Genomic DNA, 21,427 nt, shown 5'->3' with positions numbered 1-21,427 from the left:
CGTTCTGACAATATCTCCATCGCATAGGAGCACACTGTGAGCGAACCGCAGTCATCGGGCGCGCTGGCCGTCGAAATGGCCGGCCTGGATGTCATTCCAGAATCTGATCGCAAGGGAAAACCCTCCGACCTGTTCATGCCGTGGTTCGCGGCGAATATCTCGGTCCTGGGTATCTCGTGGGGATCGTGGGTCCTTGGCTTCGGACTCTCCCTCGCCCAGGCCATCGTCGTGTCCCTGGTGGGCGTGACCCTGTCCTTCCTCGTGTGCGGCTTCATCGCGATTGCGGGCAAGCGCGGTTCCGCGCCGACCCTCGTGCTGTCGCGCGCGGCCTTCGGCTTCAACGGCAATCGCGTGTCTGCGGCGATCTCGTGGATCCTGACGGTGGGCTGGGAGACCTTCCTGGCGATCATGGCCGTCCAGGCCACGGCCACGGTCATGGGGGCGCTGGGCTTTACGAATCACGTCGTCGCTCAGATCGTCGCCCTGATCCTGGTCGTCGTTCTGGCGGCCGGCTCGGGCATCCTCGGTTTCGAGGCGATCATGAAGGTCCAGACGTGGATCACGTGGGCGACCGCCGCTCTGACGATCGTCTACCTGGTCCTGGTCGCACCGACAATCGACTTCGCGGTCCTCTCCTCGCGCCCCTCGGCGCCCCTGACTGCGGTCCTGGGTGCGGGCTGCATGCTCCTCGTGGGTTTTGGCTTCGGCTGGATTAACGCAGCCGCCGATTACTCGCGCTACCTGCCGCGCGAGGCATCGACGAAGGGCGTGGTCGGGTGGACGACGGTGGGCGCGGCGCTGCCCACGGTCATCCTGGTCTTCTTCGGTATCCTCCTGGTCGGCTCTGCCGACGAATCCCTGTCCGAGGCCATCGGCGGCGACCCGATCGGCGCGCTTACCACGCTGCTGCCCACCTGGTTCCTCATCCCCTTCGCACTGGTTGCGATCCTGGGCCTGATTGGCGGCATCGTTATGGACATCTATTCCTCGGGTCTGTCGCTCCTAGCCACGGGCGTGCCTGTCTCGCGCCCGGTCGCCACCGCGATTGACGGCACGATTATGACGGTCGGTACGATCGTGGTTGTCTTCTTCGCGGATTCCTTCCTGACCCCCTTCACGGCGTTCCTCACGACCCTGGGCGTCGTTATCGCCGCGTGGGGCGGCGTCATGCTGGCGGACATCGCGTTGCGCCACAAGGACTACGACGAGCCTTCGCTCTTCACTCCCTCTGGCCGCTATGGCTCGGTGAACTGGGGTGCGGTCGCCTCCCTGGTCGTTGGTTCGCTGGTGGGCTGGGGCCTTGTCGTCAATGCGAGCGCCGCCTGGCTGTCTTGGCAGGGCTACCTCCTCGGCCCGCTGGGTGGCCGCGAGGGTGATTGGGCGGGCGCCAACATCGGTATTCTCCTGGCGATGGTTGTGGGTTTCGTCGGCTACTGGGCGACCAGCGCGGGCCGCGTGCGCGCGCAGGAGAAGCTGGCCTCGCGCACGTACGCGCAGGGCGCGGAAGAAGGCGAGCAATGAGCGTCGACCCGCGTTTCACACAGGCTCTCCTGGATGACGAGGCCGTGGCCGGCGCTCGCGTCCTCACTGACCTCGCGGGACGTCCCGACGCCCTCGTTGTGCTCGGCTCAGGCCTGGCTGACGCTCTCGACGAGGCCTGGGGAGCCCCCGTGGCCACTGTTTCCCTGGGAGAGATCCCCGGCGTCGTCGCTCCGGTTGCGGACGGGCACGGCGGCGAGCTGCGCGCGTACGAGACGAGCGGGGGAGTAGTCCTCGTGGCCACGGGGCGCACGCACCTCTACGAGGGGCTGGGCGTCCGCCCCGTCACCGCCCTGGCCCGCGCGGCTGCGGCTGCCGGGATCAGCCGCGCGGTGCTCACGAACGCGAACGGCTGTCTGAGGCCTTGGAACCTCGGCGACGTCATGGCGATCACTGACCATGGGAACCTCAGCGGCACCTCGCCCTTCGACGGCCCGCTGTTCCTGGACGTGTCGACCGTGTGGGACGCCCAGATGACGGATGCGCTGCGCGGTGTGTGTCAGCGCGAGGGCGTCTACGCGATCCTGCGAGGCCCCGAGTACCAGACGATGGCTGAAACCCGGATCCTCGCGGGCCTCGGCGTTGACTGCATGGGCATGTCGACCGTCATGGAGGCCCTCACCCTGCATGCCCTCGGTGTACGCGTCGCCGGCATGTCGGTCGTCTCCGACCTGTCGTTCGCCGATGCGCCCACGGACCCGACCGCCGTCATCGAGGCCGCCTCTGCGGCCCGCCAGACCGTGGTCGCCGGCATCGAGGCGGCCCTGACAGCCTGAACGCACAGAGACAAACGAGGCCGTGGCCGGGAGGTGGGGGTCCACCGCTCCCGGCCACGGCCTCGTGTCGTACGAAAAACCAATCAGAGCAGGGAGAGGACACGCTCCACGATCCTCGACGCGACGTCGGGGGCGCATGCCAGGTTGATGCGCGCCCAAGAGGCGTAGTCGGCGCCCAGGGTGCGGCCATCGTTGGCGGCGATGCGGGCGCGCTCGCGTAGCGTCGCGGCGGGGGAGAGGGTGCCCAGGTCGACGCTTTCGAAGCCCCACCACGTCAGGTAGGTGCCCTCGGGGCGCACGAAGTCGATCGGCGTGGGCGCCAGGGCGCGCTCGACCAGGTCCACGTTCGAGCGAATCAGGTCCTTGACCTCGCGCTGCCATGCGTCCCCGCGCTCGTAGGCGGCGATCGCGCCAACCGTGCCGATGACGTTGGCGTCGTGTCGCACGTCCGCGGCGAACACGTCCCAGCGCTCGCGCAGCGCCGCGTCTGGCAGAATCACCTGCGCGGAGGGCAGTCCCGCGATGTTCCAGCCCTTCGAGGCGGCAGTCGCCGTCACCGTGTGGGATGCGAACGAGGGGCCGAGCGACGCGTAGGAGACGAAAGGACTCTGCTCGTCGAGGACCAAGGGGGAGTGGATCTCATCGGAGAACACGAGGGCGTCGTAGTCGGAGACAATGTCGTGCAGGGCACGCAGCTCATCCTCACGCAGGACGCGGCCGACCGGGTTCCACGGATTGCACAGGATGACGAGGCCCGCCCCAGCCTCGAGCCCCGCGCGGATCCCCTCCAGGTCGAGCGCCCAGCCGTGCCCACCGGCGCGCGTGCCGCGCAGTGAGGGAACTTCGATCACGGGGTGGCCGAACTTGCCCGGGATCGTCAGGAAAGGCATGTAGGCAGGGGTGGGCACGATGACCGGCGCGCCCGGGCGCACCAGGTGCTGGATCGTCGCCTCGAGCACGGGCAGGACCGAGGTCACGAGGCGTACGTGCGAGGCCTCCACGTCCCAGCCGAAGCGGCGCTTCTGGAACTCGGCGGTCGCGCCCGCGATGCGCGGCTCCAGCCAGGTGGGCTGGTATCCGAGTAGGCCGTCGTCGATCGCGCCCTTCATCGCGTCGGCCACCTCCGGGGCCGTCCCGAAGTCCATTTCCGCCACCCACGCGCCGATTGTCGGCTCACCGCTCGCCGTCGTGATCCCGGTCCATTTCAGGGAGCCGGTGCGGTAGAGGTGGGAGTCGGAATAAAGACGAACGGACACGGTGTCCTCCTGGAAGAATCGATGGATGCGACGTGGCCGATCCTGGTCACGTCATCAGCGTAAATCCGCACGCGGCACACAGCCGTGGCGCACAGCTCAGCATACCCACGCATCAAGCAAATGCAATAGGCACCCCTGGAGTAGGATGGAGGAATCATGAGTGAAACAACTGCCACCGGTGCCGACGTTCGCGTCCGCTTCTGCCCCTCGCCCACTGGAACCCCTCACGTCGGCATGGTCCGCACGTGCCTGTTCAACTGGGCCTACGCCCGCCACACGGGAGGAACCTTCGTCTTCCGTATCGAAGACACGGATGCCGCCCGCGACTCCCAGGAGTCCTTCGATCAGATCATCGAGTCCCTGCAGTGGCTGGGTCTTGACTGGGACGAGGGCGTCGGTAAGGGCGGCCCGCACGGCCCCTACCGTCAGAGCGAGCGCATGGACATCTACCGTGACGTGGCCGCCCGTCTGCTTGAGGCTGGCTACGCCTACGAGTCCTACTCGACCCCCGAGGAGATCGAGGAACGTCACCGCGCCAAGGGTGAGGATCCGAAGCTCGGTTACGACGGCTTTGATCGCGACCTGACGGAGGAGCAGGTCGCGGCATACCGCGCCGAGGGCCGCAAGCCGGTCCTGCGCCTGCGCATGCCCGACGAGGACATCACGTTCACGGACCTGATCCGCGGCGAGATCACTTTCAAGGCTGGCTCGGTGCCGGACTACGTCATCGTGCGCGCCAATGGGCACCCGCTCTACACGCTGGTGAACCCGATTGACGACGCGCTCATGGAGATCACTCACGTGCTGCGCGGCGAGGACCTGCTGTCTTCGACGCCTCGCCAGATCGTCCTGTACCGCGCACTCGAGGCCATTGGCGTCGCGAAGTTCATGCCGCGCTTCGGTCACCTGCCCTACGTCATGGGCGAGGGCAACAAGAAGCTCTCCAAGCGTGACCCCGAGTCGAACCTGCTGCTCCACAAGGCAGCCGGCATGATCCCCGAGGGTCTCAACAACTACCTGGCCCTCCTGGGCTGGTCGATCGCCCCGGACCGCGACATCTTCTCCATGGAGGAGATGGCGCGCGCCTTCGACATCTCGGACGTGAATCCGAACCCGGCGCGCTTCGATCAGAAGAAGGCCATCGCCATCAACGCCGAGCACATCCGCCTGCTGGACGGCGAGGATTTCCGGGCTCGCCTGGTGCCCTTCCTGCATCGTGACGAGCTGGTGTCGGCCAACTCGTTCGAGGCGCTGGCTGAGCGTGAGCGCGAGATCCTCATCGAGGCCGCCCCGCTCGTTCAGACACGCATCCAGGTCCTCGGTGAGGCCTCCGGTATGCTCGGCTTCCTTTTTGTCGCCGACGACGCGCTGGAGATGGATGAGAAGGCCGTCTCTAAGCTCAAGGACAACGCGGCGGACGTTCTGGACGCCGCCATCGAAACCGTCGAGGGCCTGACCGAGTTCACGATCGTTTCCCTCGAGGAATCGCTGCGTGCTCGCATCGTCGACGAGATGGGCGTCAAGCCTCGCCTGGCTTTCGGGCCGCTGCGCGTGGCTGTGACCGGCCGCCAGGTCTCGCCGCCGCTGTTCGAGTCCATGGAGATCCTGGGTCGAGACTCTTCGCTGGCCCGCCTGCGCGCCCTGCGCGCCTCCCTCGCCTGAGAGCGTTGCTCGGCCCCGGCCTCGTCGCCTGTTCGTGGGACGAGGCCGGGGCATCTTCATGCGCGCACGCGTCGTTCGACGTCGTATGGGCTCGTTGTGGCAGCGGGCCTCTCGGAGCTTGACCCCTCTTCCGCACGTGAACCCGCTAATCGGAGTGTGGGCGTGGTCGCCCACGTACGGGACAGGGGGTTTACGTGCGGAACGGAGCGGCCCAACCCTGCGGCAAGACCCGCCCTACCACCCGATTTATGAGAGTGACCGTTGCCACTGGCTTTCGATTTGGCATGCGGGCGAGGCTCCGCTAAAATTATCTCCTGTCGCCAGCGACGTGAGAACGAAGCGGGTGATACCCAATGGGGTATGGTGTAATTGGCAACACAGCTGATTCTGGTTCAGCCATTCTAGGTTCGAGTCCTGGTACCCCAGCGATCTGAAACGTCAGTTTCAGTCGAGGCCCCCATCGTCTAGCGGCCTAGGACGACGCCCTCTCACGGCGTTAACACCGGTTCAAATCCGGTTGGGGGTACGGATTCATAACTGAATCGAGGCCCCCATCGTCTAGCGGCCTAGGACGACGCCCTCTCACGGCGTTAACACCGGTTCAAATCCGGTTGGGGGTACCACGGACCTCGTCACCGTTGCGGTGGCGAGGTTTTTGTTTGCCGCAGTGCCGCGATTTCTCTTGTGCTTTGCAGAAAACTTTGCTCACCGTTACACAGTGTCTAACCTTGTAACCAGCCCCCGTAGGGGGGATAGTTTTGGACGAGGGAGTCTTTCGTGACAGACCGACACAACAGGACGCTGCTGCGTCGAGCCCTGGGCGTAGGCGCTGCGCTTGCACTGATGGGGGGCGCGCTCCCGGCAGTCTGGGCTGAGCCAGGGGAGGAGGCAACAAATCAGGACGCGGGCGCGGAGGCCGTCGATGCGGAAGGCGCGGCCGGCGGTGAGGCCCTCCTGGTGACAATCCCTGGTAACCATAACAAGGCGATGGGGTGCGACGCCGACTGGGCTCCCGACTGTGCCAAGGCCGCCCTGACGCGCGACGCGACGGGCGTCTACACCGCCACCTTCACCTTGCCCGCGGGCGACTACGAGTACAAGGTCGCCGAGGGCGGCTCGTGGGATGCCTCCTACGGCCAAGGGGGAGCAGCCGGGGGAGCGAACATCGCCTACTCTCTGAAGGAAGAGACTGCGGTCACCTTCTACTACAACCATGCGACTCACCGCGTGTGGAATAACGTCTCCGACCAGATGGTGACGCTGCCGGGTTCCTTCCAAAAGGACCTGGGTTGCGCCGACAACTGGAAGCCTGAATGCCTGGCCCCGCTCTTGGAGCCTGTGGGCGGGGGCACCTACACCTACGAGACGACGGCCCTGCCTGAGGGCACGTACGAGCTGAAGGTTGCTGTCGGCGGCTCGTGGGATGAGAACTACGGGCAAGATGGTGCCGCCGGTGGTGCTAACTACCAGTTTGCGACGAAGGCGAACAAGCTCGTGACATTCACCTACGATTCCGCGACCCACAAGCTGGACATTGCCTCCGCTGACGTTCCCGTTGTCGGCGTGGGTGAGCAGCGCGCCTACTGGGTCAATGCTACAACCCTGGCGTGGCCGACATCGCTGCTGCCCCAGGGAATCACGCGTGCCCAGGTCCTCGACGGCTCCGCGAAGCTGAGCTACGAGTTGGTCACCGCGCCCGAAGGTGGTGCTGCCCTGACGGACGGTGCTATCACCGGAGCGACCCTTACGCCGCTGACCGTCGTCGGCGACCTGCCCGCGGACGTCACGATGGCTCACCCGAACCTCAACGGTTACATCGCCCTGAAGGCCCCCTTCGACGAGGCCGGGGCGGGCGAGGCGCTCACTGGACAGGTGCTGCTCGCACAGAAGTCCGGCGAGACTGTGAATGCCTTCACGGGCGTGCAGATCGCCCCCGCGCTCGACTCCATTTACGCGACCAAGGCCACTCAGGCCTCGTACGGCGTGGGATGGAACGACGCGGGTAAGCCGACCTTCGCCCTGTGGGCCCCCACCGCCAAGGACGTGACCCTGCTGTCGTGGAACACGCGTACTCCGCGCGGCGCTGACCCCGAGGTGTCGGGCGCGCCCGTGCGGACCGCGGCAACGCGCACCGACGACGGACGCTGGAGCGTCGACAATGCCGACGGTGCCATCACCGAAGGGGCCCAGTACCTGTGGGAGGTGCGCGTCTACGTGCCCTCCACCGGTGCCGTGGAGACTAATCAAGTGACCGACCCCTACTCGGTGGGCCTGACCGCGAATTCGACGCGCTCGGTTGCCGTCAACATGGATAACCCTGCAATCGCCCCCTACGTTTGGAAGAGCACCAAGGCCCCCGTCATCGAGGATGACGCACAGCGTTCCATCTATGAGCTGCACGTGCGTGACTTCTCGGCGACCGACAAGTCCGTCCCCGAGGACATGCGCGGCACCTACATGGCGTTTACGCAGTACCAGTCCAATGGCATGCGCCACCTGGCGGAGCTGACGTCCGCGGGCATGAACACGGTGCACCTGCTGCCGACCTTCGATATTGCGACGATTCCTGAGAAGCGTTCCGAGCAGCTGGTCCCCGCGATCCCGAAGGACGCTGGCCCTGCGGATGAGGCTCAACAGGCGGCCGTGTCCGCGGTGGCTGATCAGGACGCCTACAACTGGGGGTACGACCCACTGCACTGGATGGCCCCCGAGGGCTCGTATGCGACCTTCTGGCACCAGAACGGCGGCGCGCGCATCCGCGAGTTCCGTTCCATGGTCGGCGGTCTGCACTACATCGGAATGCAGGTCGTCCTCGACCAGGTCTACAACCACACGCCGGCCGCAGGCCAGGATGCTCACTCAGTGCTCGACCGCGTCGTTCCGGGCTACTACCAGCGCCTGAACGCCTCCGGTGAAGTAGAGACGTCGACGTGTTGTTCGAACGTTGCTACCGAGAATGTCATGAGTGAACGCCTCATGATCGACTCGATGATTCACTGGGCGAAGTACTACCACGTCGACGGCTTCCGCTTCGATCTGATGGGGCACCACCCGGCCGAAGAGATGAAGCGTGCCAAGGAAGCTCTCTCGCAGCTCACCCTCGAGAAGGATGGCGTGGACGGATCGCGACTCTACATCTACGGCGAGGGCTGGAACTTCGGTGAGGTCGCGAACAACGCGCTGTTCACGCAGGCCACGCAGGGCCAGCTGGACGGCACAGGCATCGGCGCGTTCAACGACCGTCTGCGCGATGCGGTCCACGGCGGTGGTCCCTTCGATGACGACCACCGCGTCATGCAGGGCTTCGGTTCGGGCGCGTTCTCGGACTTCAACGGCCTCGACACACGCTCCGACGCGGAGCGTCGCGCGGACTACCTGCATCGCGTGGACCTCGTGAAGCTGGGGCTTGCGGGCAACCTGAAGGACTACGCGCTGACGACCTACGATGGCCAGACCGTGAAGGGGTCGCAGCTGGACTACAACGGTCAGGGCGCGGGATTCGCGTCCCAGCCTGCGGAGAACGTCAACTACGTGGACGCCCACGACAATGAGACGCTCTTCGATCTGGTGACCTACAAGATGCCCGCGGATGCTCCGATGGAGCACCGCGTGCGCATGTCACTGATCAGTCAGGCATCCGTGGCATTGGCTCAGTCGCCTTCATTCTGGGCCTCGGGCACAGAGATGCTGCGCTCGAAGTCCTTGGATCGTGATTCCTTCAACTCCGGTGATCACTTCAACGCGATTGACTGGACGATGAAGGACAATGGCTTCGGTCGCGGCCTGCCCGTCAAGTCGAAGAATGGCGCGGCCTGGGACCACATGCGTCCCCTGCTGGAGAATCCCGATCTGAAGCCGACCCCGGAGCAGATCGACACCTCCTCGGAGATTGCAATGGACTTCCTGCGCGTGCGTTCGTCTTCGCGCCTGTTCACGCTGGGCAGTGCTGAGCTCATCAACCAGAAGGTGACCTTCCCGAACTCCGGCCCCGAGGCCGTGGATGGGACGATCATGATGCTTATCAACGACGAGGCCGGGGCTGGGACGGACGTTGATCCGGCCCTTGACGGTGCGCTCGTCGTGTTCAACGCGACGGACAAGCAACTGACGCAGCGCGTCGACGGCCTGGCTGGTCGTGTCTTTAAGCTGCATGACGCTCAGGCCACGGGCGCTGACTCTGTCGTTAAGGAGGCATCTTTCTCGGCGAAGACGGGTGTCGTCGCGGTCCCCGCACGCACGGTCGCTGTCTTCACCCAGGCAGCGGGGGAGCGGGTTGAACCCGGTCCCATTGCCGAGGACGGCACGTGGATGCGCGCGGCTGACGGGCGCTGGTGGCTGAGCTACCCGGATGGCACGTTCCCCGTGAACGAGCGCGTTGCGCTGGGCGGTGAGACCTACGCCTTTGACGCGTCCGGCTGGATGAAGACTGGCTGGGACAAGGAAGAGGGCCAGTGGCGCTACTACGCTCCCGAGGGTCCGATGGCGACCGGATGGACCGCGACGGGCGGCTCCTGGTACTACCTGGATCCGGAGACGGGTGTCATGGCCATCGGCTGGCTTGATGATGACGGTACCTGGTACTACCTGAGTGGCTCCGGCGAGATGGCGACCGGCTGGCAGCATCTGGGTGATACCTGGTATTACCTGCACGGCAGCGGCGAGATGGCGACCGGCTGGCTGAAGCTGGGCGGCACCTGGTACTTCTTGACGGGTGATGGCCACATGGCGTCCGGCTGGGTCAAGGACGGCGAGTCCTGGTTCTACTGCCAGCCCTCCGGGGCGATGGTGACGGGCCGCGTCGTCGTGGATGGCACCGCCTATACATTTGATGCCAACGGGCGCCTCGTGCCCTGAGGTGCCAGCGGCGATACGCGGGCGGGCCGGGACGACTCAGTCATCCCGGCCCGCCCGTTGACGTTGTTCGCGGCTTTCGTTGCTCAGAGGTCGGCGGCGTCCTCGACGGTGGCGAGAAACTCGGAGAGCCTGTTGGCGGCGGCCATGACGGAGGGGCCGTGCTGGCGGCCCGGCTGGCGGCCCATGCGCTCGATGGGGCCGGAGATCGACAGGGCCGCCAGGACGCGACCCGACGGCCCGCGCACGGGTGCGGAGACAGAAGCAACGCCGGGTTCACGCTCGCCCACGGACTGCGCCCAGCCGCGTCGGCGTACCTCGGAGAGCATGGTGGCGTTGAAGGAAGCACCGTACAGGCCTCGGTGCAGGCGGTCGGGTTCTTCCCAGGCGAGCAGTACCTGGGCGGCAGATCCGGCGCTCATCGAGAGCGTAGCACCCACGGGGATCGAGTCACGCAGGCCCATTTCGCGTTCGGAGGCCGCGACGCACACGCGGTAGTCGCCCTGGCGACGGAAGAGCTGGGAAGATTCCTTGGTGTGATCGCGCAGGGCCTGGAGGACCGGCATGGAGGCTTGGAGGAGGCGGTCTTCGCCAGCCGCGGAGGAGAGTTCCTGTAGGCGGGGTCCCAGAATGAATCGGCCCTGCATGTCGCGGGCTACCATGCGGTGATATTCGAGGGCGACAGCCAGACGGTGAGCAGTCGGGCGTGCGAGCCCGGTACTGGTGACAAGTTGTGCGAGGGTTGCGGGACCCGCTTCGAGAGCGCTGAGGACCAGCGCAGCTTTATCGAGAACGCCAACGCCACTGGATGTTTGCTCTTCCATACAACTATTTAATATCTCATTAATTGAGATGGCAAACTGCCGGATAGTGAAACGCGTCAAAGGAGCGTCCGAGACGTGAGATCGGTGAGGTTGACACGCGGTCAAAGCGCTTCGATTGGGTTCGAAGCATGACTGACACAGTGTCTCCAAAAGGGAGGCCAGAGGAGGAACAATGAGTGGAACGATGGCCGAAAAGGTGTGGCGCGACCACATCGTCTCCAAGGGTGAGAACGGCGCGCCCGACCTGCTGTACATCGACCTCCACCTCGTGCATGAGGTCACGAGCCCCCAGGCCTTCGAGGGCTTGCGCCTGGCCGGACGCAAGGTTCGCCGCCCCGACCTGACGATTGCGACGGAGGATCACAACACGCCGACCGTCAACATTGACCAGCCCATTGCGGACATCACGAGCCGTACGCAGATCGACACGCTGCGCAAGAATGCCGAGGAGTTCGGAGTGCGCCTGCACTCCCTGGGCGACGCCGATCAGGGCATCGTTCACGTCGTCGGCCCCCAGTTGGGCCTCACCCAACCCGGCATGACGATCGTGTGCGGCGACTCCCATACCTCCACGCACGGTGCCTTCGGCGCACTGGCTTTCGGTATCGGCACCAGCCAGGTCGAGCACGTGCTCGCGACCCAGACCCTGCCGATGGCCCCCTTCAAGACCATGGCGATCACGGTCAACGGCTCCCTGCCCGCAGGCTCGACCGCGAAGGACATCATCCTCGCCGTCATCGCCAAGATCGGCACCGGCGGCGGCCAGGGCTACGTCCTGGAATACCGCGGCCAGGCCATCCGCGAGCTTTCCATGGAGGGCCGCATGACGATCTGCAACATGTCGATTGAGGCGGGTGCCCGCGCCGGCATGATCGCCCCCGACCAGACGACCTTCGACTACATCAAGGGCCGCCCCCACGCCCCCGAGGGCGAAGACTGGGATCGCGCCGTTGAGTACTGGTCCTCCCTGGCCTCCGACGAGGACGCCGTCTTCGACGCCGAGGTCGTCCTCGAGGCCGCTGACATCGAGCCCTTCGTCACCTGGGGCACCAATCCTGGCCAGGGCGTGCCGCTGTCGGCCGCAGTCCCCGCCCCCGAGGACTTCACCGATGAGACCGCCCGCGCCGCCGCCGAGCGCGCCCTGGAGTACATGGACCTCAAGGCCGGTACCCCGATGCGCGAGATTGCCGTCAACACGGTCTTCATCGGCAGCTGCACGAACGGCCGCATCGAAGACCTGCGCGCCGCCGCCAGTGTCCTCAAGGGACGTCACAAGGCCGATGGTGTGCGCGTCATGGTCGTGCCCGGCTCTGCCCGCGTGCGCCTGCAGGCCGAGGCTGAGGGCCTCGACAAGATCTTCACGGACTTCGGTGCTGAATGGCGCAACGCCGGCTGCTCCATGTGCCTGGGTATGAACCCTGACACCATGGACGTGGGAGACCGCTCGGCCTCCACGTCTAACCGAAACTTCGAAGGCCGCCAGGGCAAGGGCAGCCGCACGCACCTGGTGTCCCCGCTCGTCGCGGCTGCCACCGCCGTGCGAGGCACCCTGTCCTCCCCGGCTGATCTCTGAGGCCCGCCCTCCGCCACCCGATCACGGGGGAGGGCCACGGCCTCGTCCCCCACGGAAGAAAAGACTGACGCACCATGGAAAAGTTCATTACCCACACCGGCGTCGGCGTCCCGCTGCGCCGCTCCAACGTCGACACCGACCAGATCATCCCCGCCGTTTACTTGAAGCGCGTGACCCGCACGGGTTTCGAGGACGCCCTCTTCGCTGCGTGGAGGAACGATCCCGAATTCGTCCTCAACCAGGACGCTTACAAGAACGGCTCCGTCCTCATCGCCGGACCCGATTTTGGCACCGGCTCCTCGCGTGAGCACGCCGTGTGGGCGCTCAAGGACTACGGCTTCCGCGTCGTCTTGGCCCCCAAGTTCGCCGATATTTTCCGCGGCAACTCCGGTAAGCAGGGCCTGGTGACCGGCATCATCTCCCAGGAGGACTGCGAGTCCCTGTGGAAGCTCCTCGAGGCCGAGCCCGGCACCGAGGTCACCGTCTCCCTGGAGGACAAGACCTGGCGCGCCGGTGCGATCTCGGGCACCTTCCAGATCGACGACTACGTGCGCTGGACGCTCATGGAAGGGTTGGACGACATCGCCCTCACCCTGCGCCACGAGAAGGAGATCGAGACTTACGAGGCCGCGCGTCCCTCCTTCAAGCCGCGCACGCTGCCGGCGAAATTCTTACCAAAGCAAGAGGTTTTGTCCGCCCGCGACTGAACGCACTGCGCACACTGGCCCCTACCTAGCTAGAGTAGGGGCCAGTTACGTCATATTGAGGAGTTCCCCCATGCCATCCATTCTGCAAGTCGAAGGCGGTCATCCCCTCCACGGAGAGATCACCGTTCGCGGTGCCAAGAACTTCGTGCCGAAGGCCATGGTCGCGTCGCTGCTGGCCGACACCCCCTCCGAGCTCTACAACGTCCCGCTCATCCGCGACACCGACGTCGTCTCGAATCTGCTGAGCTTGCATGGCGTCGAAATCGACTTTGATCAGGACCGCGGCACGCTGCGTATGGACACCTCCAACGTTAAGATCGCCTCGCGTTCGGATATCGATACGCTCGCGGGTGCCTCGCGTATCCCGATCCTGTTCTGCGGCCCGCTCCTGCACCAGCTGGGCGAGGCCTTCATCCCCGAGCTGGGCGGATGCGCGATCGGCGGTCGCCCCATCGACTTCCACCTCGATACGCTGCGCCAGTTCGGCGCAATCATTGATAAGCAGCCCGACGGCGTGCACATCAAGCGACCGTCCACGGGCCTGCACGGCGCAATCATCGAGCTGCCCTTCCCGTCCGTCGGCGCGACTGAGCAGACCCTGCTGACGGCCGTACGCAACGAGGGCATCACGACCCTGAAGGGTGCGGCCATCGAGCCTGAGATCCTTGACCTGATCAACGTCCTGCAGAAGATGGGCGCGATCATCTCCGTGGACACGGATCGCACCATCCGTATCGAGGGCGTGGCCAAGCTGACCGGCTACCGCCACACGGCCCTGCCGGACCGCATCGAGGCGGCTTCGTGGGGAGCGGCTGCCCTGGCCACCCACGGTGACATCTACGTGCGTGGTGCCCATCAGCCCGACATGACGACGTTCCTCAACACCTTCCGCAAGGTGGGCGGTGCCTTCGATATTGACGCCGATGGTATCCGCTTCTACCACCCGGGCGAGCCGCTGCACTCGATCGCGCTTGAGACGGCCGTGCACCCTGGATTCATGACCGACTGGCAACAACCCCTGGTGGTGGCGCTCACACAGGCCGAGGGTCTGTCCATCGTTCACGAGACCGTGTACGAGAATCGCTTCGGCTTTACCCAGGCGCTGCGCAAGATGGGCGCGAACATTCAAGTCTACCGCGAGTGCCTGGGCGGCACGCCCTGTCGCTTCGGCCAGAAGAATTACTATCACTCGGCGGTTATCTCGGGTCCGACCCCGCTGCACAGCGCGGATATCATGGTCCCGGACCTGCGCGGTGGCTTCTCGCACCTGATCGCCGCGTTGACCGCGACGGGCACGTCCACCGTGTCCGGTATCGACGTGATTTCGCGCGGCTACGAGCACTTCACGCGCAAGCTCCACAAGCTGGATGCGCGCGTGCGTTACCTGGACGCCTGAGCGCATGGCCGGGCGGTGGGTGCGTCGCAGCGTTCTGTTGCTGGTCTCGTCGATGTCGGCGGGCGGGCGCAGCGTGCGCCTGGGGCCGCGCATTGTGCGGATTTTGCGCAGCGGCGGCTGGGAGGTCGCTGTTCGCCTGACGACGCCCGGGGACGACCCGGCGGCTCTCGCCGGCCAGGTAGCCGCCGACGCGATCGTGGCGGCCCTGGGCGGGGACGGCTACCTGAGTGCGGTTGCGCGCGGGTGCCACGAGTCCGGTGCCATCTTCGCGCCCATGCCGGGCGGGCGCGGTAACGATCTGTGCCGCGCGCTCGGTATCGGCACCGACCCCTTGGCGCGTGCCCGGGATCTGGCTCGTCTCGGCTTTGCGTCCGCCTCCTCGGGGAACGAGGCCGTGGCTGGGCGGGTCCGTCATGGCGCGGACTCACTGGTGAAGCGTGTGCGCCCCCTGGACGGCATGTGGGTGCGCTCGCGCGACGGTGTGCGCCTGGCGCTCGGCGTCGTGTCGGTGGGCTTGGATGCGCGCGCGAACATTTTGGCGAACGAGTCGTCGCTGACGTCGGGGCCGCTGGCCTACGGCTACGGCGCTTTCGCGGCCCTGGCCTCGCACGAACCCACTGAGATCATTGCGACGGTGGATGGTCGCGAATGTGACCTGAGCGGCTGGCTTGCCTCCGTGTCGAACTCGGGGCGCTTTGGTGGGGGTATCACGCTGGTGGAGTCGTCGGACATGAGCGACGGCATCCTTGAGGTGTGTCACGTGGGTCCGATGTCGGTCGCGCGTGCCCTGCCGATCTTGGCCCGTGTTGTGGGTGGTCGGGCGAAGAACCACCCGGCCATCGAGGTCGAAACTGCGCGCATGGTGTCTTTCTCGGCACCCGCGGGCATGATCGCGATGGCGGATGGGGATCGGATTGCGTCGATTCCTTTCACCGTGGACGTGGCTCCCGGCGTCGTTTCCGTCCTGGTCTGAGGTTGTCATCGCGTGCGGCGCGCCCACCGTGCCTGTGAGCTGCGCTCGGTTGCTGCGTAAGGCAGAGCATGGGTTTTGCGCTGTGGGGGAGTGGTCCCCCTAGAATGGGCCTATGAGTGCAGTTTCCGGCTTCTACGCCTTCGCGAAGGGCGTCCTGACGCCCATCATGACCCCCTGGGTGAAGTTCACCGTCACCGGTGAGGAGAACCTCCCCACGCAGGGTGGTTTCCTGTTGGTTTCCAACCACCTGTCGAACGTCGACCCCCTGTGTCTGTGCTGGTATTTCATGAAGCGCAACACTGCGGTGCGGTTCCTTGCGAAGAAGTCGATGTTTTCCGTCCCGGTGTTCGGCTGGATTATCAAGGGCATGGGCCTGATTCCCGTCAACCGTGATTCGAACCCCTCGGCTGTCCTGGCACCCACGCGCGAGGCCTTGACGGCAGGTGAGGTCGTCGGCATCTACCCTGAGGGAACGCTCACGCGCGACCCGGATCAGTGGCCGATGGAGTTCAAGTCGGGTGCCGCCCGCCTGGCCCTCGACACGGGCGTTACCGTCATCCCCCTGTCCCAGTGGGGGCCGCAGGACATCATGGCCCCCTACAACGCTAAGGGCATGGATATGCGCCCGGGGCGGCGTATCTCCTATCACTTCGGCGCGCCTGTCGACCTGTCTGACCTGATCGGCCCCGCCGGATCCGAGGACCACGACGCGGTCAACGCGGCGACGGCGCGCATCCTTCAGGCGGTGCGTGAGGGCGTCGGCCAGCTGCGCGGACTGCCCGTGCCCGATACCGTGTGGGACCCCGCCACGCAGGCTGGCCCCTGGTGGGAGGAAGAGCAGGCTAAGGCCGCCAAGAAGGCCGCGAAGGCCGCCAAGAAGAAGGGCTAGTCCCGGATATCGACGACGTCCAGGTATCCGCGTTGATCGGCTTTGTCACGTCCAGGCCTGGTTCGCTCGCCTCGCTCGTTGCGTCCGACTGGAGGGTGGGGGAGGAGACCTGGACGGACGAGGCCGGGGCGGGCTGTGTGTTCGGCTGCCCCTGCGGGGACGAGGGGTGCGCAGGCGGCGAGCGCGAGGATAGCGGCGGCGTGCCCGACGGTGAGACAAAGCCTCTCCATGGGGTGTGACAGTTTTCCCATCCTAGTAGACTGAGCTGGACAGGGAGGTCACGATGAGTATGACAACAGCAGCGGTCCTGGGAACGGGAGCGTGGGGTACGACATTCGCTCAGGTGCTCGCGGATGCGGGCGTGGACGTCACCATGTGGGGGCGCAACGCCGACACGATTTCGTTTATCAACGGTCGCGAAAACCCGACGTATCTGCCGGGCATCACGCTGTCTGAGCGTATTACAGCCACGACGGATATCGCAGAGGCGGTGGCAGGTAAGCCGCTGGTCGTCGTCGCCGTCCCCGTCAAGGCCGTGCGCGCGACGCTGGAATCCGCACGCGCGTCCTTCGTGCCCGACGTGGCCTTGTTGTCCCTGGCTAAGGGCCTCGAATTGGGCACTCTCAAGCGCGTCGACGAGATCATTGCCGATGCCTCGGGTGTGCCCCACAGTCGCATCGCCGTGCTCTCCGGCCCGAACCTGTCGCGCGAAATCGCTGAGCGCCAGCCCACCGCGACGGTCGTCGCCTCCACCGATGTCGAGCTGGCCAAGGAGATCGCGCGGACCTGCCACAACTCCTACTTCCGTCCCTACGTCTCGGCCGACGTGGTGGGAACCGAGATGGCGGGTGCGACGAAGAACGTCATCGCCGTCGCCATTGGTGCCGCTGAGGGCATGGGTCTGGGCATCAACACGTGTTCGACCCTCATCACACGTGGCTTGGCCGAGATGACCCGGCTTGGTACCGCCCTGGGGGCCGACCCCGCGACCTTCGCGGGCCTGTCCGGTATCGGAGACCTCGTCGCGACCTGCTCCTCGCGCCTGTCGCGTAACTTCTCCCTGGGTCATCGGCTCGGCTCGGGCATGAGCCTGGACGAGGCCATGGCCCTGTCCCCGGGCGTCGTCGAAGGCGTCGCTTCGGCGGGGCCGATCCTCCAGGTCGCCGCCTCCGCCGGCGTTGACATGCCGATCACCAGCGCTGTCGTCGAGGTTGTCGAGGGACGCGCGACCATCGCGGACATGGGTCGCATGCTCCTGGCACGCCCCCAGAAGATGGATGGGTGGAAGATCGAACTGGTCTAAAAGGTACACACGCGGGCGGGGAAAGCCTGACGCGCGGTAGGCTTGGACCCATGACTGCACCAACTCGTCCTCGCGTCCTCATTGTTTTCGGTGGACGCTCCTCCGAACACGAAATCTCTTGCGCCACGGCTGCCGGCATCCTCACGGCCATCGACCGCACCAAGTGGGACGTGATCCCGCTGGGCATCACGCGGGACGGCCAGTGGGTGCGCGTCGCCGACGACCCGTCGGCGTGGGCATTCAAGGACGGCAAGGGACAGACTGTGACAGCGGGTTCTACCCGCGTGGCCCTCACGCCGGGTGAGGGCAACCTCGTCGAACTCACCTACGACGGCGACCCCTCGGATAAGGACTCCCGCGTCGTGGGCGTCGAAGACCTCGGTCACGTCGATATCGTCTTCCCGCTCCTGCACGGCCCCTACGGTGAGGACGGCACGATCCAAGGCCTCTTCGAGATGGCCGACGTGCGCTACGTCGGATGCGGCGTGACCTCTTCGGCGATTTCCATGGACAAGCACCTGACCAAGACGGTGCTCGCTGCCGCCGGTATCGACGTTGGCCGTTGGGTTTGCATCACCGCCCGTCAGTGGGAGAGCGACCCCGCCTCGTGCATGGACCGCATCGAGCGCCTCGGCTTCCCCGTCTTCGTCAAGCCCTGCCGCGCCGGCTCCTCCGTCGGCATCTCGCGCGTCACCTGCCGCGAAGATCTGCCCGTCGCCATCAAGGAAGCCGCAAACCACGACCCGCGCATCATCGTCGAGGCCTCCGTGACCGGCCGCGAGGTCGAGTGCGGCGTGCTCGGCTCGCGCCCCGACTGGCAAAGTGGCACCTCGCCGCTGGGCGAGATCGTTGTGCCCGAAGGCGAGTTCTACGACTACGAACACAAGTACGTGGACGACGTCGTCGGTCTCTCCTGTCCGGCCGACGTGCCTCCCGCCTACGCTCAGCGCATTCGTGAGACCGCGTGGCGTGCCTTCGACGCCCTCGAATGTGAAGGCCTGGCCCGCGTCGACTTCTTCCTCAATGAAGCCACCGACACCGTCATCATCAACGAAGTGAACACGCTGCCCGGATTCACTCCCATTTCGATGTACCCGCAGATGTGGGCGGCCGCCGGTGTGTCCTACCCGGACCTGCTCAGCGAACTGCTCACCGAAGCATCGCAGCGTCCCCTGGGGCTGCGCTGAGGGAACGGCCGCGGTGACCCGCATCTGCGCGTGTCCCGCGGCCGCGCCCCGACCTCGTCCATTCTCATAATCCCGACCCTAAAGGACCCACATGACGACCAAGCCTAAAGTCACGCTGGTGACGTGTCAGGCACTGCCCAATCTCTTCCCCGGCGAAGAAGGACTGCTTGACAAACTGGCGTCGCGCGGATGCGACCCGCAGATCAAGGTCTGGAATGATCCCGACGTTGACTGGGCCGATGCTGGCATGGTCGTCGTCCGCTCTGTCTCAGACTACGCGCAGGATCGTCCCGCCTTCCTGGAGTGGACGCGCCAGCTGCACCGCGTGCAGAACTCGAAGGACGTGCTCAACTGGAACACAGACAAGCACTACCTGAAGGAACTCGCGGCGATGGGGCTGCCGACGATTCCGACGAACTGGCTTGAACCCTCCCAGAAGCTCACTAAGCACCAGATCCACACGCGCTTCCCGGCCTTCGGAGAGTTCGTCGTCAAGCCTGCTGTGTCTTCCGGCGTGCGTGATATCGGCCGCTACACGACTGTGGACATCCACCAGCGTCAGGCCGCCATGCGCCAGGTGCAGGGCTTGCTGGGCGAGGGGCGCTCCGTCATGCTTCAGCGCTACGTTGAGGAAATCGACCTGCACGGCGAGATTTCGCTTGTGTTCTTCAACGGTCTGGTCTCCCACGCCGTTGAGAAGCGCTCGGCCCTGCACCCCGCCTCCGTCACCAATCCCGAGATGCACGAGGCCGTGGTGACCGCCGAGGCCGCCGACTCCGTCGCGTGGACATGGGGTGAGCAGATCCGCCGTGTCCTGCACGACTACGTGCGAGCCCGCCTGGGTCATGACGAGCTGTTCCTCTTCAACCGCGTGGACCTGGTTCCAGACGGCAAGGGATCCTTCCTGGTTATGGAGGTCTCCCTCGTGGACGCAGACCTCTACCTCGGCTCGACGCCCGGTGCCCTGGGCAATTTCGCTGACGCGATCTCCTCGCGCGCCCATTGGTGATGCACGCCACCGCCGTGAAGGTGTCTCTCGAGTTTTCAAACTCGGCAGGGTAGTGCTAAGCTCTACCCGTTGCCTCCACGGCGACGTAATGGTGGCTGTAGTTCAGTTGGTAGAGCACCTGGTTGTGGTCCAGGACGTCGCGGGTTCGAGTCCCGTCAGCCACCCCAATGCCCCGGCGCTTCGGCGTCGGGGCTTTTTGCTGCAGTATGCTTGTGTCATCCCGAATTGATTGGACAAAGGAGTTCTCATGCCCAGCGTGGATGTGCGAGTCCGGTTACGAGCAGTGGTGCACTTCGACGCCTGGAACCCTGTGGACCTACCGTGCCGACGCCGAGGGTAACCCGACGACCGGCGGCTACTCGCGGGGCTTCACAGTGCGCGCCGACTTCGCGCTGCACATTCCGTCCGAGCTGGATTTTGCGGCCTGCACCCCTCTCCTGTGCGCCGGTATCACCACCTACTCGCCGCTCAAGCACTACCAGGTGGGCCCCGGCTCGCGCGTGGCCATCCTGGGTATGGGGGGGTCTCGGGCACGTGGGCGTGCAGATCGCTAAGGCCATGGGCGCAGACGTGTCCGTCATCTCTCATGGATGTTCCAAGGAAGCCGACGCCCGCTGCTTCGGTGCCGATCACTTCTACGCGACCAGCGAGGAAGGCGTGCTTGAATCCCTGCGCGGCTCCTTTGACCTCATCCTATGTACCGTCTCCGCCGACGGCCTCGACTACGCCGGTTACATGGCCGCCCTGCGTCCCTACGGTGTCTTCGTCGATGTGGGCTTGCCCGCCGAGCCTGTCTCGCTGCCGCTGCGCGCCTTCGTGAACGGCGGCAAGTCTTTCGCTGGCTCCCAGATCGGCGGCATCGCCGAAACTCAGGAGATGCTGGACTTCTGTGCCGAGCACGGCGTCATCCCGCAGGTTGAGATGATCACAGGCGAGGACATCACGGAAGCCTACGGCAACGTCGTGGATTCGCGCGTGCGCTACCGCTATGTCATCGACACCTCCACGTTCCCCCAGACCGCGTGAGCGTGAGCAAGTAGCAGGGAAGCCTCGGGCCACTTGGCCCGAGGCTTCCCGATTCTCTGGCGATTGTCTGCCCGGACATTCTTGCATTCGTGGGTATCACCTACCTGTGTTCTGTCGTTGAAGTGTGTTGTGCTACGGCTAGCCCGAGATCATGCTGAACCTACTTGCTGACGATGGGGAGAGTGTTGTAACCTTCCAGCAACAGATCCTCGGTCAGGCCTCTTGCGTCAGCAATGCACAAATGACCGGGGCCATTTTTATCAGCGAGGATGCTGTCAATGGGGTTATAGGACACTACGTGTTGCTGGAGGGGTAACTTTTCGGCGTGTTGGTGCGGGAAAGTCGGTGTTTTAGTTGGTTGGGACCAACTATGAGGATGGACAGATCGTGTTGCTAGCAGGGTGACTTTTCGGCTTTGTCGCGCGGGAAAGTCACTATTTTAGTTGGTCGTGTTTG

General features: G+C 65.2%; 14 protein-coding genes, 4 tRNA genes and 1 pseudogene. 17 read left to right on the top strand and 2 right to left on the bottom strand.

Features of this window, described 5'->3' with window-relative positions; genetic code table 11:
* The first annotated feature begins 75 nt into the window (after nucleotides 1-75).
* Entirely contained in the window at nucleotides 76-1,521 is a 1,446-nt protein-coding gene (locus QZ149_RS05900) for a cytosine permease (RefSeq protein WP_291450389.1), read from the top strand.
* Complete coding sequence (locus QZ149_RS05895) at nucleotides 1,518-2,315, top strand: purine-nucleoside phosphorylase (RefSeq protein WP_291450376.1); 798 nt, start codon at nucleotides 1,518-1,520, stop codon at nucleotides 2,313-2,315. Before QZ149_RS05900 ends, QZ149_RS05895 begins: the two co-directional genes overlap by 4 nt.
* A gap of 83 nt (nucleotides 2,316-2,398) precedes the next feature.
* Here the strand turns inward: QZ149_RS05895 and QZ149_RS05890 are convergent, their stop codons facing one another.
* The gene (locus tag QZ149_RS05890) at nucleotides 2,399-3,571 is read right to left on the bottom strand and encodes an aminotransferase class I/II-fold pyridoxal phosphate-dependent enzyme (protein ID WP_291450375.1); all 1,173 of its coding nucleotides are present in this window, start codon (nucleotides 3,569-3,571) and stop codon (nucleotides 2,399-2,401) included.
* 156 nt (nucleotides 3,572-3,727) lie between these two features.
* On the opposite strand from QZ149_RS05890, the gene gltX reads away from it, so the two are divergent.
* The 5 genes from gltX to pulA all read left to right on the top strand — a co-directional run bounded on the left by gltX (nucleotide 3,728) and on the right by pulA (nucleotide 10,087).
* Complete coding sequence (gltX, locus tag QZ149_RS05885; RefSeq protein WP_291450373.1) at nucleotides 3,728-5,233, top strand: glutamate--tRNA ligase; 1,506 nt, start codon at nucleotides 3,728-3,730, stop codon at nucleotides 5,231-5,233.
* Nucleotides 5,234-5,587: 354 nt separating this feature from the next.
* Nucleotides 5,588-5,659 (top strand) — tRNA-Gln (locus tag QZ149_RS05880).
* A 27-nt stretch (nucleotides 5,660-5,686) separates the two neighbouring features.
* Nucleotides 5,687-5,759: transfer RNA gene (locus QZ149_RS05875), tRNA-Glu, on the top strand.
* A gap of 21 nt (nucleotides 5,760-5,780) precedes the next feature.
* Nucleotides 5,781-5,856: transfer RNA gene (locus QZ149_RS05870), tRNA-Glu, on the top strand.
* A gap of 154 nt (nucleotides 5,857-6,010) precedes the next feature.
* Nucleotides 6,011-10,087, top strand: coding sequence for a pullulanase-type alpha-1,6-glucosidase (gene pulA / locus QZ149_RS05865; protein ID WP_291450371.1), 4,077 nt, complete (start codon nucleotides 6,011-6,013; stop codon nucleotides 10,085-10,087).
* Between the two features lie 83 nt (nucleotides 10,088-10,170).
* On the opposite strand, the gene QZ149_RS05860 is transcribed toward pulA, so the two are convergent.
* Nucleotides 10,171-10,908, bottom strand: a complete 738-nt coding sequence (locus tag QZ149_RS05860) for an IclR family transcriptional regulator (RefSeq protein WP_009647526.1) — start codon at nucleotides 10,906-10,908, stop codon at nucleotides 10,171-10,173.
* 172 nt (nucleotides 10,909-11,080) lie between these two features.
* Between QZ149_RS05860 and leuC the strand changes: the two genes are divergently transcribed.
* The 10 genes and pseudogenes from leuC to QZ149_RS05810 form a co-directional block, all read left to right on the top strand.
* The gene (leuC, locus tag QZ149_RS05855; RefSeq protein ID WP_291450370.1) at nucleotides 11,081-12,481 is read left to right on the top strand and encodes a 3-isopropylmalate dehydratase large subunit; all 1,401 of its coding nucleotides are present in this window, start codon (nucleotides 11,081-11,083) and stop codon (nucleotides 12,479-12,481) included.
* Between the two features lie 74 nt (nucleotides 12,482-12,555).
* Nucleotides 12,556-13,188, top strand: a complete 633-nt coding sequence (gene leuD / locus QZ149_RS05850) for a 3-isopropylmalate dehydratase small subunit (protein WP_009647534.1) — start codon at nucleotides 12,556-12,558, stop codon at nucleotides 13,186-13,188.
* A gap of 70 nt (nucleotides 13,189-13,258) precedes the next feature.
* Nucleotides 13,259-14,584 (top strand): UDP-N-acetylglucosamine 1-carboxyvinyltransferase, encoded by a 1,326-nt coding sequence (gene murA, locus QZ149_RS05845; protein WP_291450368.1) that lies wholly within the window; start codon nucleotides 13,259-13,261, stop codon nucleotides 14,582-14,584.
* Nucleotides 14,556-15,557, top strand: coding sequence for a diacylglycerol kinase family protein (locus QZ149_RS05840; protein ID WP_291450366.1), 1,002 nt, complete (start codon nucleotides 14,556-14,558; stop codon nucleotides 15,555-15,557). Before murA ends, QZ149_RS05840 begins: the two co-directional genes overlap by 29 nt.
* 112 nt (nucleotides 15,558-15,669) lie before the next feature.
* Nucleotides 15,670-16,446, top strand: coding sequence for a lysophospholipid acyltransferase family protein (locus tag QZ149_RS05835; RefSeq protein WP_291450365.1), 777 nt, complete (start codon nucleotides 15,670-15,672; stop codon nucleotides 16,444-16,446).
* Between the two features lie 283 nt (nucleotides 16,447-16,729).
* Nucleotides 16,730-17,749, top strand: a complete 1,020-nt coding sequence (locus QZ149_RS05830; protein ID WP_291450363.1) for an NAD(P)H-dependent glycerol-3-phosphate dehydrogenase — start codon at nucleotides 16,730-16,732, stop codon at nucleotides 17,747-17,749.
* Nucleotides 17,750-17,799: 50 nt separating this feature from the next.
* The gene (locus tag QZ149_RS05825; protein ID WP_291450362.1) at nucleotides 17,800-18,936 is read left to right on the top strand and encodes a D-alanine--D-alanine ligase family protein; all 1,137 of its coding nucleotides are present in this window, start codon (nucleotides 17,800-17,802) and stop codon (nucleotides 18,934-18,936) included.
* Nucleotides 18,937-19,027: 91 nt separating this feature from the next.
* Nucleotides 19,028-19,945, top strand: coding sequence for a glutathione synthetase (locus tag QZ149_RS05820; RefSeq protein WP_291450361.1), 918 nt, complete (start codon nucleotides 19,028-19,030; stop codon nucleotides 19,943-19,945).
* A 91-nt stretch (nucleotides 19,946-20,036) separates the two neighbouring features.
* Nucleotides 20,037-20,112 (top strand) — tRNA-His (locus tag QZ149_RS05815).
* 93 nt (nucleotides 20,113-20,205) lie between these two features.
* Nucleotides 20,206-20,971 (top strand): annotated as a pseudogene (locus tag QZ149_RS05810) (NAD(P)-dependent alcohol dehydrogenase); the annotation flags it as partial.
* Nucleotides 20,972-21,427 lie beyond the last annotated feature (456 nt).

This window comes from Actinomyces sp. ICM47 (genome assembly GCF_905369875.1).
Lineage (GTDB): Bacteria > Actinomycetota > Actinomycetes > Actinomycetales > Actinomycetaceae > Pauljensenia.
The sequence above is the reverse complement of the archived record's forward strand: the minus strand, read 5'-3'. Positions and strand labels throughout refer to the sequence as shown.

Bases quoted from the DNA above. Each gene is read 5' to 3' on its own strand.
- leuD (WP_009647534.1), top strand. From the start codon at position 12,556: ATGGAAAAGTTCATTACCCACACCGGCGTCGGCGTCCCGCTGCGCCGC.
- QZ149_RS05820 (WP_291450361.1), top strand. From the start codon at position 19,028: ATGACGACCAAGCCTAAAGTCACGCTGGTGACGTGTCAGGCACTGCCC.
- gltX (WP_291450373.1), top strand. From the start codon at position 3,728: ATGAGTGAAACAACTGCCACCGGTGCCGACGTTCGCGTCCGCTTCTGC.
- QZ149_RS05900 (WP_291450389.1), top strand. From the start codon at position 76: ATGGCCGGCCTGGATGTCATTCCAGAATCTGATCGCAAGGGAAAACCC.
- QZ149_RS05840 (WP_291450366.1), top strand. From the start codon at position 14,556: ATGCGCGCGTGCGTTACCTGGACGCCTGAGCGCATGGCCGGGCGGTGG.
- QZ149_RS05825 (WP_291450362.1), top strand. From the start codon at position 17,800: ATGACTGCACCAACTCGTCCTCGCGTCCTCATTGTTTTCGGTGGACGC.
- QZ149_RS05830 (WP_291450363.1), top strand. From the start codon at position 16,730: ATGAGTATGACAACAGCAGCGGTCCTGGGAACGGGAGCGTGGGGTACG.
- QZ149_RS05895 (WP_291450376.1), top strand. From the start codon at position 1,518: ATGAGCGTCGACCCGCGTTTCACACAGGCTCTCCTGGATGACGAGGCC.
- leuC (WP_291450370.1), top strand. From the start codon at position 11,081: ATGAGTGGAACGATGGCCGAAAAGGTGTGGCGCGACCACATCGTCTCC.
- murA (WP_291450368.1), top strand. From the start codon at position 13,259: ATGCCATCCATTCTGCAAGTCGAAGGCGGTCATCCCCTCCACGGAGAG.
- QZ149_RS05835 (WP_291450365.1), top strand. From the start codon at position 15,670: ATGAGTGCAGTTTCCGGCTTCTACGCCTTCGCGAAGGGCGTCCTGACG.
- QZ149_RS05860 (WP_009647526.1), bottom strand. From the start codon at position 10,908: ATGGAAGAGCAAACATCCAGTGGCGTTGGCGTTCTCGATAAAGCTGCG.